Below are 11,954 nucleotides of genomic sequence, written 5' to 3' on the forward strand. Positions count from 1 at the left end.
CCCCGCTCCCGGCCCGCGGCCCCGCCCGCCCCCCCCCCCCCGCCCCGCCCCCCCCGCCCCCCCCCCCGCCCGCGCGCCCCGCCCCCCCCCCCCCCCCCCCCCCCGCTCCCCCTGCGGGATCCCGGTCAGCTGCCGGCGCCGCCCACCGTCAGCCCGCCGATCATCACCGTCGGCTGGCCGACGCCCACCGGCACCCATTGCCCCTGCTTGCCGCAGTTGCCCATGCCTGGGTCGAGCGCCATGTCGTTCCCCAGCGCCCGCACGTGCTGCAACGCTGTGGCGCCGTCGCCGATCAGCGTCGCGCCCTTCACCGGCGCGCCGACCTTGCCGTTCTTCACCCGGTAGGCCTCGGTGCAGGAGAAGACGAACTTGCCGTTGGTGATATCCACCTGCCCGCCGCCGAAGCCGACCGCCCAGATGCCGTCCTTGAGGTCCGCCACGATGTCCTGCGGGTCGGCGTCGCCGCCCTGCATGATCGTATTGGTCATCCGCGGCATCGGCGCATGGGCGTAGCTCTCGCGGCGGCCGTTGCCGGTGGCCTCGACGCCCATCAGCCGGGCGTTCTGCCGGTCCTGCATGTAGCCCACGAGGATGCCGTCCTCGATCAGCACGTTGCGCGCCGAGGGCGTGCCCTCGTCGTCCACCGAGATCGAGCCGCGGCGGTCGGGCAGCGTGCCATCGTCGACCACCGTGACCCCCGGCGCGGCAACACGCTGGCCCATCAGCCCGGCGAAGGCCGAGCTGCCCTTGCGGTTGAAGTCGCCCTCCAGCCCGTGCCCCACTGCCTCGTGCAGCAGGATTCCCGGCCAGCCCGGCCCGAGCACGATGTCCATGACGCCGGCCGGGGCATCCTCGGCCCGCAGGTTCACCAGCGCCACGCGCAGCGCCTCGCGCGCCTGCCCTTGCCATGACGACGGCTCCAGCAGCCCGTCGAGCAGGTAGCGCCCGCCGCCCGAGGCCGCGCCCTGTTCGCGCCGCCCGTTCTCTTCGACGATGACGCTCACCGTGACGCGGGTCATCGGGCGCACGTCGGACACCAGCCCGCCCTCGGGGCGCAGGATCGCGACCTCCTGGCAGGAGGCGGCGATCGTGGCGGTGACCTGCACCACGCGCGGATCGAGGTCGCGCGCGAAGGCGTCGATCTCGCGCAGGGTCTCGAGCTTCACCGAGAAGCTGTGCCCGGCGATCGGGTCGGCGTCGGTGTAGAGCTTGCGGTTGGTGCCCGCGGGCGGCGCGGCAAGCACGCCTCCGCCATCGCCAACCGCCAGACGGGCGGTCTCGACGGCGCGAGAGATGGCCTGCTCGGAGATCTCGGTCGAATGCGCGTAGCCCGCCACCTCGCCGCGCACCGCGCGCAGGCCGAAGCCCTCCGAAGCGTCGTAGCTGGCCGTCCTGATTCGCCCGTCGTCGAGCACCAGCGCCTCGCCGCGGCGCCTTTCGAGGAACAACTCGCCGTCATCCGCCCCCGCGACAGCGTTACGCAGTTGCCCCAGCGTGCGGTCCAGATCGAGGGCGGTTTCAAAGGGGCGGAAGGGGCTTTCGCTCATGTCATTGTCCTTTTAGATTTGATCTGGATCAAAAAAGTGCGCTTTTGCCGCAAGCGTTCATCTTTATTTGATGGGCGCAATGTGCTTTTTAAAGTCCACAACAACAGGGAGGAGGCTCTTCGGGTGACGGCTCGGGGGTGAATCCTCCTGTCCGCAGAGAAGAATGACAACCGGATCAGGTGATACATGCGTAAACTATCGATGCTGACGGGCCGCGCCACCGGCACCCTCGCCGCAGCCCTCGCCGCTGTGCAGGCCGCGCCGGCCCTGGCGCAGGACTCGCTGGAGCTGGTCGGCCACCCGAAAGCGGGCGGAACCGGCTTCCAGCCCGCCTCGACCGAGCTGGCGCGCGACCTTCAATGGCTGGACGGGATGCTGCTCGTCATCATCACCGCGATCTGCATCTTCGTCATCGCGCTGCTGGCTTACGCCGTGCTGCGCTTCAACCGGAAGTCGAACCCGACTCCCAAGAGCTTCACCCACAACTCGCCGCTGGAGATCGCCTGGACGCTGGGTCCGATCGTGATCCTGGTGGTGATTGGCGCCTTCTCCCTTCCGGTGCTGTTCAAGCAGCAGGAAATCCCCGAGGGCGACGTGGTGATCAAGGTCACCGGCTACCAGTGGTACTGGGGCTATGAGTATGTCGGCACCGATCTCGCCTACGAGGGCTACATGATCGGCGCGCCCGCCACCGGCGGCGACAACCGCTTCAGCACCGACGTGTCGACCCAGCTGCACGATGCGGGCTACAGCGACTCCGAGTTCCTTCTGGCGACCGACACCGCCGTTGTCGTGCCCGTGGGCAAGACCGTGGTCATGCAGGTGACCGGCGCCGACGTGATCCACTCCTGGACCATCCCCGCCTTCGGCGTGAAGCAGGATGCCGTTCCGGGCCGCATCGCCGAGCTGTGGTTCAAGCCCGAGCGCGAAGGCGTGTTCTTCGGCCAGTGTTCGGAGCTTTGCGGCATCAGCCATGCCTACATGCCGATCACCGTCAAGGTGGTCAGCCAGGAGGTCTATGACGCCTGGCTCGCCGCTTCGCAGGAAGAAGGCGGCTACGCAGACGTTCGCCAGTTCCTGGCGGCGTCCTAACTCTTTGCAACAAGGTGGCGCGCCCGAGGAGGAGGGCGCGTCGCCAAGACCCGAATCGAGACCAAGATGAGCGACCTCACCACCAACACGGCAGCACCGGCAGCCCGCGCGTCCGAATACGACGCGCAGTTCGGCGACTATTTCGCCCTGCTCAAGCCGCGCGTCATGACGCTGGTTGTCTTCACCGCCTTCGTCGGCCTGCTGGCCGCGCCGGTCCCGGTTCACCCCTTCGTCGGCTTCTGCGCGATCCTCTTCATCGCCGTGGGCGGCGGCGCCTCGGGCGCGCTGAACATGTGGTGGGACGCCGACATCGACGCGGTGATGAAACGCACCGTGAAGCGCCCGATCCCTTCGGGCCGCGTCCAGCCGGGCGAGGCGCTGGCCCTCGGCCTCGCACTCTCGGGCTTCTCCTGCGTGTTCCTGGCGCTCGCCACCAACGTTTTGGCGGGCGGGCTGCTGGCCTTCACCATCTTCTTCTACGTGGTGATCTACACCATGTGGCTGAAGCGTTCGACGCCGCAGAACATCGTCATCGGCGGTGCCGCGGGCGCCTTCCCCCCGATGATCGGCTGGGCCGCCGCGACCGGATCGGTCAGCGTCGAGGCCGTGCTGATGTTCTGCCTGACCTTCATGTGGACGCCGCCGCACTTCTGGGCGCTCGCGCTCTTCATGCGCTCGGACTACGACGACGCGAAGGTGCCGATGCTGACCGTGACCCACGGCCGCCGCTCGACCCGCAAGCATATCCTCGTCTACACCATCCTGCTGGCCGCGCTGGCCATCGGCACCGGCTTCACCTCGGTGGGCGGGCCGATCTACCTCGCCTTGGCACTGGTGCTGAACGCGCTCTTCCTCAAGGGTGCCTGGGACATCTTCCGCCGCGACGAGACCCTGTCCGAGGCGGACAACTTCAAGACCGAAAAGAGCTTCTTCAAGCTCTCGCTGCTCTATCTTTTCGCCCACTTCGGCGCGATCCTGGTGGAAGCGGGACTGGCCCGTTTCGGCATCGACCTTCTGGGAGCCTGGTAATGGGCATCGCGCACGAACATGAGCTGCACCAGCGCCGCCGCGGCCGCAATATCGGCGTCGGGCTGACGCTGGCCGCCTTCATCGCCATCGTCTTCGGGCTGACCATCGTCAAGATCGGCTCGGGCGACTTCGGCACCGCCAATGCGCCGCAGCAGGGACAGGTCCAGAATGGCAACTAAGGGGACCACGAAAACCCTCTGGTCGCTGATCGGCGTGGTGGTCTTCATGGGCGCCATGGCCTGGGCCGCCGTGCCCTTCTACAACTGGTTCTGCCGGGTCACCGGCTATGGCGGCACCACCAATGTCGCGACGGGCGAATCCTCGCAGATCCTCGAGCAGACCATCAAGATCCGCTTCGACGCCTCGAAGGACCGCGGCTTCCCCTGGGAGTTCAAGCCGATGCAGACCGAGATGACGCTGCGCATCGGCGAGGACGGGCTGGCCTTCTACGAGGCCTACAACCCCACCGACCGCCCCATCGCCGGACAGGCAGCCTACAACGTGGCCCCCTATGATGCCGGGGCCTATTTCAGCAAGATCGAATGCTTCTGCTTCACCGAGCAGGTGCTGATGCCCGGCGAGCGGGTGGAAATGCCGGTGAGCTTCTACGTCGACCCCGAGATCGTCAACGATCCCGACGCAAAGTTCGCCAAGCACATCACGCTCAGCTACACATTCTACGAGATCGACCTGCCAGAGGAGACGCAGGCCGCTCTCGCCAAAGAGGAAGCGGACAAGAGTTCCGTGAACTGACCGCCTGACCAACGAGGGAATCGAGATGGCGCATGCAAAGAACCACGACTACCACATCCTGCCCCCGTCAGCCTGGCCGCTGATCGGCTCGGCCTCCGCCTTCGTCATGCTGTTCGGCGCGGTGCTGTGGATGCATGACCACGGGCCGTGGATCTTCCTCGCCGGCTTCGTCGGCGTGCTTTACACCATGTTCGGCTGGTGGTCGGACGTGATCGCCGAAAGCCGCGTCGGCGATCACACCCCGGTGGTGCAGATCGGCCTGAAGTACGGCTTCATCCTCTTCATCATGTCCGAGGTGATGTTCTTCTTCGCCTGGTTCTGGTCGTTCTTCAAACACGCGCTCTACCCGATGGGCCCGAACTCCCCGGCGGTCGACGGCGTCTGGCCGCCCGCGGGGATCGAGACCTTCGATCCCTGGCACCTGCCGCTGATCAACACGCTGATCCTGCTGTGCTCGGGCGCGGCTGTGACCTGGGCGCACCACGCGCTGGTGCATGAGGACAACCGCGAGGACATGAAGTGGGGCCTGATCATCGGCATCGCTCTCGGCGTGCTGTTCACCGTGTTCCAGGCCTATGAGTACAGCCACGCGGCCTTCGGCTTCTCGGGCAACATCTACGGCGCCAACTTCTTCATGGCGACGGGCTTCCACGGCACCCATGTGATCATCGGCACGATCTTCCTCTTCGTCTGCCTGCTGCGGTTGATGAAGGGCGACTTCACGCCCACCAAGCACATCGGCTTCGAAGCCGCCGCCTGGTACTGGCACTTCGTCGACGTGGTGTGGCTCTTCCTCTTCGCCTCGGTCTACATCTGGGGCGGCTGACCCCGCCCTCACCGCGACCCACCGGGGACGCAGGACCCAAGACGCCCGCCGCTTCAGGCGGGCGTTTCGCTTCGACCCCCGCGCGGCGCGAGATCGCGCGGTTCCGGCGGGCGTATTTGGAAAGAGAAGAAGTCCGCGGGCCGCGCCCCTGGAGTCTTCTCTTTCCAAATACGCCGGGGTGAATGCGGCGCAGCCGCAGAGGGGCGGAGCCCCTGCCCGCATCCGCGCGCGCAATCGCGCCTTGATGTGCCCTGCGCAGAGGCGCTAAAGCAGGCAGGACGCGCTGACGCCCCGATCTTCGACCCGACATCCGGACCCGGACCTACTTGACCCGCTACATCGCTCCCCTCCTCTTTGGCCTGATCGGTGCCGGGATCCTGATCTCGCTGGGCAGCTGGCAGCTGCGCCGGCTCGAGTGGAAACAGGCCGTGCTGGCGGAAATCGACACGCGCATCTCCGCCCCGGCGGAGCCCCTGCCCCGGATGATCTCTCGCGACGAGCAGCGCTACCAGCCCGTCGCGCTGCAAGGCGAGATCCTGCCCGGAGAGATCCGCGTGCTGGTCAGCCAGAAGCAGGTCGGCGCGGGCTACCGGATCATCTCGCCGTTCCGGGTCGAAGGCGTGGCGGACGGGCCGCGCCTGCTGCTGCTCGACCGCGGCTTCACCGCCGATGCGAACAAGGATGCCGCGCGCAGCACAGGCCCGGTCACCGTGACCGGCAACCTGCATTGGCCGGACGACCGCAACAGCTCGACGCCGGAGAACGACCTCAAGGCGAACATCTGGTTCGCCCGCGACATCGGTGCCATGGCCGAGGTGCTGCAGACCGAGCCGCTGCTCGTCGTGGCGCGCGAGATCGACCCCGCCGACCCGACCATCCAGCCGCTGCCGGTCAGCGCCAGCGGCATTCCCAACGATCACCTGCAATACGCCATCACCTGGTTCTCGCTGGCGGTGGTGTGGCTGATCATGACCGGCTACTACATCCGTCGGCAATCCAAGACAGGAAAGGCCTGAGCCTCATGCGCTATATCTCGACCCGCGGCAAAGCCCCGGCGCTCAGCTTCGAAGAGGCCATGCTCTCGGGCCTCGCCCGTGACGGCGGCCTCTACGTGCCCGAGACCGTGCCGGTGATGACCCCCGGCGACATCCGCGCGCTGAACGGGCTCAGCTACGAGGAGGTGGCCTTCCGCGTCATGCGCCCCTTCGTCGGTGACACCTTCAGCGACGAGACCTTCGGCGATCTCATTTCCAAGGCCTACGCCGGCTTCGGCCACAAGGCCCGCGCGCCGATGGTGCAGCTGGCGCCGAACCATTTCCTGCTGGAGCTGTTCCACGGCCCGACGCTGGCGTTCAAGGACTTCGCCATGCAGCTCATCGGCCAGCTCTTCCAGGAGGCGCTGACCCGCCGCGGCGAGCGGGTGACCATTGTCGGCGCCACCTCGGGCGATACCGGCTCTGCGGCGATCGAAGCGTTCAAGGGGCTCGACGCTGTGGATGTCTTCATCCTCTTCCCGCATGGCCGCGTGTCGGAGGTGCAGCGCCGCCAGATGACCACCCCTTCGGAGGCCAACGTGCACGCGCTGGCGCTCGACGGGCATTTCGACGACTGCCAGGCCAAGCTCAAGGACATGTTCAACGACTTCACCTTCCGCGACGAGGTGCGGCTGGCGGGGGTGAACTCGATCAACTGGGCGCGCGTGCTGGCGCAGGTGGTCTACTACTTCTCGTCGGCGGTCTCGCTGGGCGCGCCCGACCGCAAGGTCAGCTTCACCGTTCCGACCGGCAACTTCGGCGACATCTTCGCGGGCTACATCGCCAAGACGATGGGCCTGCCGATCGACCGGCTGGTGGTGGCGACCAACCAGAACGACATCCTGCACCGCTGCCTGTCGACCGGCGACTACCAGACCTCGGAGGTGCACCCGTCGATCAGCCCCTCGATGGACATCCAGGTGAGCAGCAACTTCGAGCGCGCGCTCTTTGACGCCTACGGCCGCGATGGTGCCGCCGTGGGCCAGCTGATGGACGAGCTGAAGGCGGGCGGCTTCCACGTCTCGCAGGGCGCCCTGCAGGCGCTGCGCGACCATTTCGAGAGCGGCCGCGCCTCGGAGGACGAGACGCTCGCGACCATCGCGCAGGCCCGCGAGACCATGGGCGAGCTGCTCTGCCCGCACTCCGCCATCGGCGTGAAGGTGGCCGAGGAGCACCGCACGCCCGCGGTGCCGATGATCACCCTTGCCACCGCGCATCCGGCCAAGTTCCCCGACGCCGTGGAAAAGGCCAGCGGCATCCGCCCGCCCCTGCCCGCGCGCATGGCAGACCTCTTCGACCGCCCCGAGCGCGTCACCCGCGTGCCCAACGATCTTGGCGCACTCGAAACCCTTATCCGGGAGCGTATCTCCAAGTGACCGTGCAACTGACCACCCTCAAGAACGGCTTCCGCGTCGTCTCCGAAAACGTGCCCGGCCTGCAGTCGGCTTCACTTGGCATCTGGGTCACCGCCGGTGGCCGCAACGAGCGGATCGAGCAGAACGGCATCGCGCATTTCCTCGAGCACATGGCGTTCAAGGGCACCAAGACGCGCAGCGCGCTGCAGATCGCCGAGGCGATCGAGGATGTGGGCGGCTACATCAACGCCTATACCTCGCGCGAGGTGACCGCCTATTACGCCCGTGTGCTGGAGAACGATACCCGGCTCGCAATGGACGTCATCGGGGACATCCTGCTCAACCCGATCTTCGAACCCAAGGAGATCGAGACCGAGCGCCACGTGATCCTGCAGGAGATCGGCCAGGCACTCGACACGCCCGACGACGTGATCTTCGACTGGCTCCAGGAACAGGCCTACACCGGCCAGGCGCTGGGACGGACGATCCTCGGCGAGGCGGCCAACGTGAAGAGCTTCGGGCGCGACGACCTGGCCACCTTCGTGGCCGAGCACTATGGGCCGGGGCAGATGATCCTGTCGGCGGCAGGCGCGGTCGATCACGAGGCGCTGGTCGCCCAGGCCGAGGGGCTGTTTGGCATGATGGTGCCGCGCCTTGCCCCCGAGGCCGAGAACGCGCGCTTCACCGGTGGCGAGTTCCGCCGCGAGAAATCGCTCGAGCAGGCGCATCTGGCGCTGGCCTTCGAGGGACCGGGCTACCGCGATCCCAACTTCTACACCGCGCAGATCTACTCGATCGCGCTGGGGGGCGGCATGTCCTCGCGGCTGTTCCAGGAGATCCGCGAAAAGCGCGGCCTGTGCTACACGATCTTCTCGCAGACCGGGGCCTACTCGGAAACCGGGCTCAACACGATCTACGCCGGTACCTCCGGCGAGGAAGTCGGCGAGCTGGCGCGGCTGACCATCGACGAGATGAAGCGCGCCGCCGAGGACATGTCCCCCGAGGAGGTTGCCCGCGCCCGCGCGCAGATGAAGGCCGGGCTGCTGATGGGTCTGGAAAGCTCGTCCTCGCGCGCCGAGCGCATGGCACGCATGGTGCAGATCTGGGGCGAGGTGCCGCCGATCGAGGAGACCGTCGAGAAGATCGACAACGTCACCACCGGCGACGTGCGCGACTTCGCCGAGACCGTCGCCGCCGAGTCCCCGGCCGCGCTGGCGCTCTATGGTCCGGTCTCCGGCGCGCCGGGGCTGGACGAGCTGCAGGCGCAGCGGGCCGCGTGATGCTGGGTCGGCGGCGGAAGTTCAGGCTCGACAGCGAGCGCCTGATCCTGCGCCCGCCGCTCCATGGCGATTTCAACGCCTGGGTTGCGCTGCGGCTGCAGAGCAAGGACTACCTCACGCCCTGGGAACCTTCCTGGGCGGAGGATCACCTGTCGCGGCGTGCCTTCACCAACCGCGTCTACTGGGCACAGCGCTCGATCAACGCGGGCTCTGCCGTGCCGCTGTTCCTGGTGCGGCGCGAGGATCAGGTGCTGGTCGGGGCGATCACCCTCGACAACATCCGCCGTGGCCCGGCGCAGTCGGGCACGCTCGGCTACTGGACCGGGCAGCCCTTCGCCCGCTACGGCTACATGCGCGAGGCAATCGCAACGCTGGTGCACCATGCCTTCACCGCGATGGATCTCAGCCGCATCGAGGCGGCCTGCCTGCCCGAGAACGTCGCCTCGCGCGGGCTGCTGGAAAGCTCGGGCTTCAAGTACGAGGGCGTGGCGCAGAGCTATCTGCAAATCAACGGGCGCTGGCGCACCCATGTGCTCTACAGCGCGCTGCGGCTCGACCGGCGCGGCCGCACGCAGGTTGGCTGATACGGCGGGGCCGCTTCGCGCGGCGCCCAAAGCTTACCCCACGTAAAGTTTAGCGCCGCTCTCGGCATTCCCGGATTAGGATTCCTTTCGAAAGGAGCCCTGCCATGCCGCGTCCCACCCTCGCCTGCGCCGCCACGCTCTTGCCGCTGCTGGCTGCCCCGCTGCCCGCCGAGGCGCAGGAGCGCCGCGCGTCCCACTGCATCGCCATCGCCGATGCCACTCCGGGGATCGGGTATCTGCAGAAGGCCGCATGGACAGATCCCGTCCCCGAGTTCTCGGTGCGCATCCAGTACCTGTCGCACGCCTCGTTCCTGATCCAGACGCGCGGCGGGCTGGACGCTGTGACCGATTTCACCGGCTACATCGGCAACGTGCCGATGATCCCCGACATCGTGACGATGAACCACGCCCATACCAGTCACTGGACCGCCAATCCGGACCCGGCGATTCCGCATGTCCTCGAGGGCTGGGGGCCCTTCGGCGAAGGCATCGAGCATCACCTCGACCTCGGCGAGATGCTGGTGCGCAACGTCTCGACCGACATCCGCTCGGCCTATGGCGGCACCGAGACCCGGGGAAACTCGATCTTCGTCTTCGAGGTCGAAGGGCTTTGCATCGGCCACCTCGGCCACCTGCATCAGGAGCCGAGCGACGCGCAATACGCCGCGCTTGGCCGGATAGATGTGCTGATGGTGCCGGTGGACGGCGGCATGACCATGCCGCTCGAGGACATGGAGCGCGTTGTCGCACGGCTGCGCAGCTCGGTGATCCTGCCAATGCACTGGTTCTCGGGGGCCTCGCTGGAGCGGTTCATCGCCGATCTGTCCGGCACCTTCGCAATCGAGCGCCGCGACGGTTCCGAGCTGGTCCTCGGCCTCCGCGACCTGCCGCCGCGGCCGACGGTGGTGGTTCTGCAGCCGCAATGGCTGGAGCAGTGACCGCGACCTTCTGGACCTTGTCCGCGCGCGCCGCCATGATGCCGCGGCGCCGCCCTGTCGCGGTGCCGTCAAAGGAGCCCCCCGCCATGTCCCACGCCCTCCCCGCCCGTGCCAAGCGTGCCCCAGCATGCTGAAATCCGTCGTCTTCGACCTTGATGGCACGCTGATCGACAGCGCCCCCGACCTGCACCGCGCCGCCAACGTCGTGCTGCGCAGCGAGGGCCTGCCCGAGATCAGCTTCGAGCAGGCGCGCAGCTTCATCGGCAAGGGCGCCTCGGTGCTCATCGCCCGCGTGGTCGAGGCCGTGGGGCTGCAGGGCGACCCGGACGCCCACCCGCGACTCCTGGCGAAGTTCATGCATGAATACGAGCGCGAACCGGCGCTGACCGTGCTTTACCCCGGTGTGATCGACGCGCTGGCGCGGCTCGAACTGCTTGGCTGTGCCATGGGGCTCTGCACCAACAAGCCCGAGGCCCCGACCCATATCGCGCTGAAGCACTTCGGCCTCGACCGGCACCTGCGGGCGGTGGCCAGCGCCGACACGCTGCCGGTGCGCAAGCCTGACCCGGCACCGCTGATGAAGGTGATGCAGGACCTTGGCGGCCCCGGCCTCTACGTGGGCGACAGCGAGGTCGATGCCGAGACCGCCGACCGCGCCGGCCTGCCCTTTGCGCTCTTTACCGAGGGCTACCGGAAATCCCCGATCAGGGACCTGCCCCACGCCTATGCCTTCGATCACTGGGACCAGCTGCCCGGCATCGTGGCGCAGCATTTCGGCGCTCTGGAAGCCTGAAACGAAGGGCGCTCAGCGCTTGACGGCGATCAGGTCGATCAGCGCCGAGCGCCCGACGTGGCCCCGGCCCTCGCGGATGTCGAGTTCGTAGTCCTCGATCACCTGCACCTGCATGTCGGCAAAGGCCTTGCGCAGCATCCCGGCGGTATAGAGGTTTTCGGCCACCCCCGGCCCGCCGGTGCCAAATTGCAGTTGCCGGGGCGTGTAGCCGTGCAACAGCAGCACGCCACCGGGCTTCAGCGCCTGTTTCATCTTGTCGAAGAGCATCGCCCGGCCCTCTGGCCCGACGAACTGGATGAAGATGCCGACCACCAGATGGAACTCGGCGACGGGCCAATCCCAGTCGAAGACATCCTGCACCGAATACTCCACCTCGACCCCGCGCCCCGCGGCCAGCCGCCGCGCCTTGTCCACTGCCGCGGCCGCGCCATCGAAGGCAGTGACCTTGAGACCCTGCTGCGCCAGATAAACCGAGTTGCGCCCCTCTCCATCGGCGACGCAGAGCGTTTTGGCGCCGGGTTTCAACCAGTGGTTCCTGCGGATCAGAACCCCCGAAGGCTCGGTTCCGTATACGTAATCCTCGACGGCATATCGTTCGTCCCACATGGGCGATGCTCCTGGAAAATACATACGTTTCAGATAGAAAAGCGCCCGAAGGCGGCAAGCATGCTGCAATCATTCACACCCTTTTGTCATTGACCCCAGGGCGCCGCGCTTGCGAAA

13 protein-coding genes are annotated in these 11,954 nt (G+C 67.2%); 11 read left to right on the forward strand and 2 right to left on the reverse strand.

What is annotated here, in order from left to right; genetic code table 11:
• Nucleotides 1-125: 125 nt before the first annotated feature.
• Entirely contained in the window at nucleotides 126-1,547 is a 1,422-nt protein-coding gene (gene tldD, locus IQ782_RS26320; protein ID WP_194137656.1) for a metalloprotease TldD, read from the reverse strand.
• 186 nt (nucleotides 1,548-1,733) lie between these two features.
• Here tldD and coxB point away from each other — a divergent pair, with 186 nt between their 5' ends.
• The 11 genes from coxB to gph all read left to right on the forward strand — a co-directional run bounded on the left by coxB (nucleotide 1,734) and on the right by gph (nucleotide 11,231).
• Nucleotides 1,734-2,639 (forward strand): cytochrome c oxidase subunit II, encoded by a 906-nt coding sequence (gene coxB / locus IQ782_RS26325; RefSeq protein ID WP_194137657.1) that lies wholly within the window; start codon nucleotides 1,734-1,736, stop codon nucleotides 2,637-2,639.
• A 66-nt stretch (nucleotides 2,640-2,705) separates the two neighbouring features.
• A complete protein-coding gene (cyoE, locus tag IQ782_RS26330; RefSeq protein WP_194137658.1) occupies nucleotides 2,706-3,668 on the forward strand; it encodes a heme o synthase in 963 nt (320 codons plus the stop codon).
• A complete protein-coding gene (locus IQ782_RS26335; protein ID WP_194137659.1) occupies nucleotides 3,668-3,847 on the forward strand; it encodes a hypothetical protein in 180 nt (59 codons plus the stop codon). The genes cyoE and IQ782_RS26335 overlap by 1 nt, the downstream gene beginning before the upstream one ends.
• Complete coding sequence (locus tag IQ782_RS26340; protein ID WP_194137660.1) at nucleotides 3,837-4,421, forward strand: cytochrome c oxidase assembly protein; 585 nt, start codon at nucleotides 3,837-3,839, stop codon at nucleotides 4,419-4,421. Before IQ782_RS26335 ends, IQ782_RS26340 begins: the two co-directional genes overlap by 11 nt.
• Before the next feature lie 25 nt (nucleotides 4,422-4,446).
• Nucleotides 4,447-5,247, forward strand: coding sequence for a cytochrome c oxidase subunit 3 (locus tag IQ782_RS26345; RefSeq protein WP_194137661.1), 801 nt, complete (start codon nucleotides 4,447-4,449; stop codon nucleotides 5,245-5,247).
• 326 nt (nucleotides 5,248-5,573) lie between these two features.
• On the forward strand, nucleotides 5,574-6,263 hold the full coding sequence (locus tag IQ782_RS26350) for an SURF1 family protein (RefSeq protein ID WP_194137662.1): 690 nt from the start codon (nucleotides 5,574-5,576) through the stop codon (nucleotides 6,261-6,263).
• Between the two features lie 5 nt (nucleotides 6,264-6,268).
• Nucleotides 6,269-7,657: a threonine synthase gene (gene thrC, locus IQ782_RS26355; protein WP_194137663.1), complete on the forward strand. Its 1,389-nt coding sequence runs from the start codon at nucleotides 6,269-6,271 to the stop codon at nucleotides 7,655-7,657.
• On the forward strand, nucleotides 7,654-8,916 hold the full coding sequence (locus IQ782_RS26360; RefSeq protein ID WP_194137664.1) for an insulinase family protein: 1,263 nt from the start codon (nucleotides 7,654-7,656) through the stop codon (nucleotides 8,914-8,916). Before thrC ends, IQ782_RS26360 begins: the two co-directional genes overlap by 4 nt.
• Nucleotides 8,916-9,500: a GNAT family N-acetyltransferase gene (locus IQ782_RS26365; RefSeq protein ID WP_194137665.1), complete on the forward strand. Its 585-nt coding sequence runs from the start codon at nucleotides 8,916-8,918 to the stop codon at nucleotides 9,498-9,500. Before IQ782_RS26360 ends, IQ782_RS26365 begins: the two co-directional genes overlap by 1 nt.
• A 104-nt stretch (nucleotides 9,501-9,604) precedes the next feature.
• A complete protein-coding gene (locus tag IQ782_RS26370; RefSeq protein ID WP_194137666.1) occupies nucleotides 9,605-10,438 on the forward strand; it encodes an MBL fold metallo-hydrolase in 834 nt (277 codons plus the stop codon).
• A 127-nt stretch (nucleotides 10,439-10,565) separates the two neighbouring features.
• Nucleotides 10,566-11,231 carry a phosphoglycolate phosphatase gene (gene gph / locus IQ782_RS26375; protein ID WP_194137667.1) on the forward strand — a complete coding sequence of 222 codons (666 nt, stop codon included), beginning with the start codon at nucleotides 10,566-10,568 and terminating at the stop codon, nucleotides 11,229-11,231.
• A gap of 12 nt (nucleotides 11,232-11,243) precedes the next feature.
• Here the strand turns inward: gph and IQ782_RS26380 are convergent, their stop codons facing one another.
• The gene (locus IQ782_RS26380) at nucleotides 11,244-11,837 is read right to left on the reverse strand and encodes an SAM-dependent methyltransferase (protein ID WP_194137668.1); all 594 of its coding nucleotides are present in this window, start codon (nucleotides 11,835-11,837) and stop codon (nucleotides 11,244-11,246) included.
• Nucleotides 11,838-11,954 lie beyond the last annotated feature (117 nt).

The sequence above is a fragment of the Salipiger mangrovisoli genome, assembly GCF_015223355.1.
Taxonomy (GTDB): Bacteria; Pseudomonadota; Alphaproteobacteria; order Rhodobacterales; family Rhodobacteraceae; genus Salipiger; species Salipiger mangrovisoli.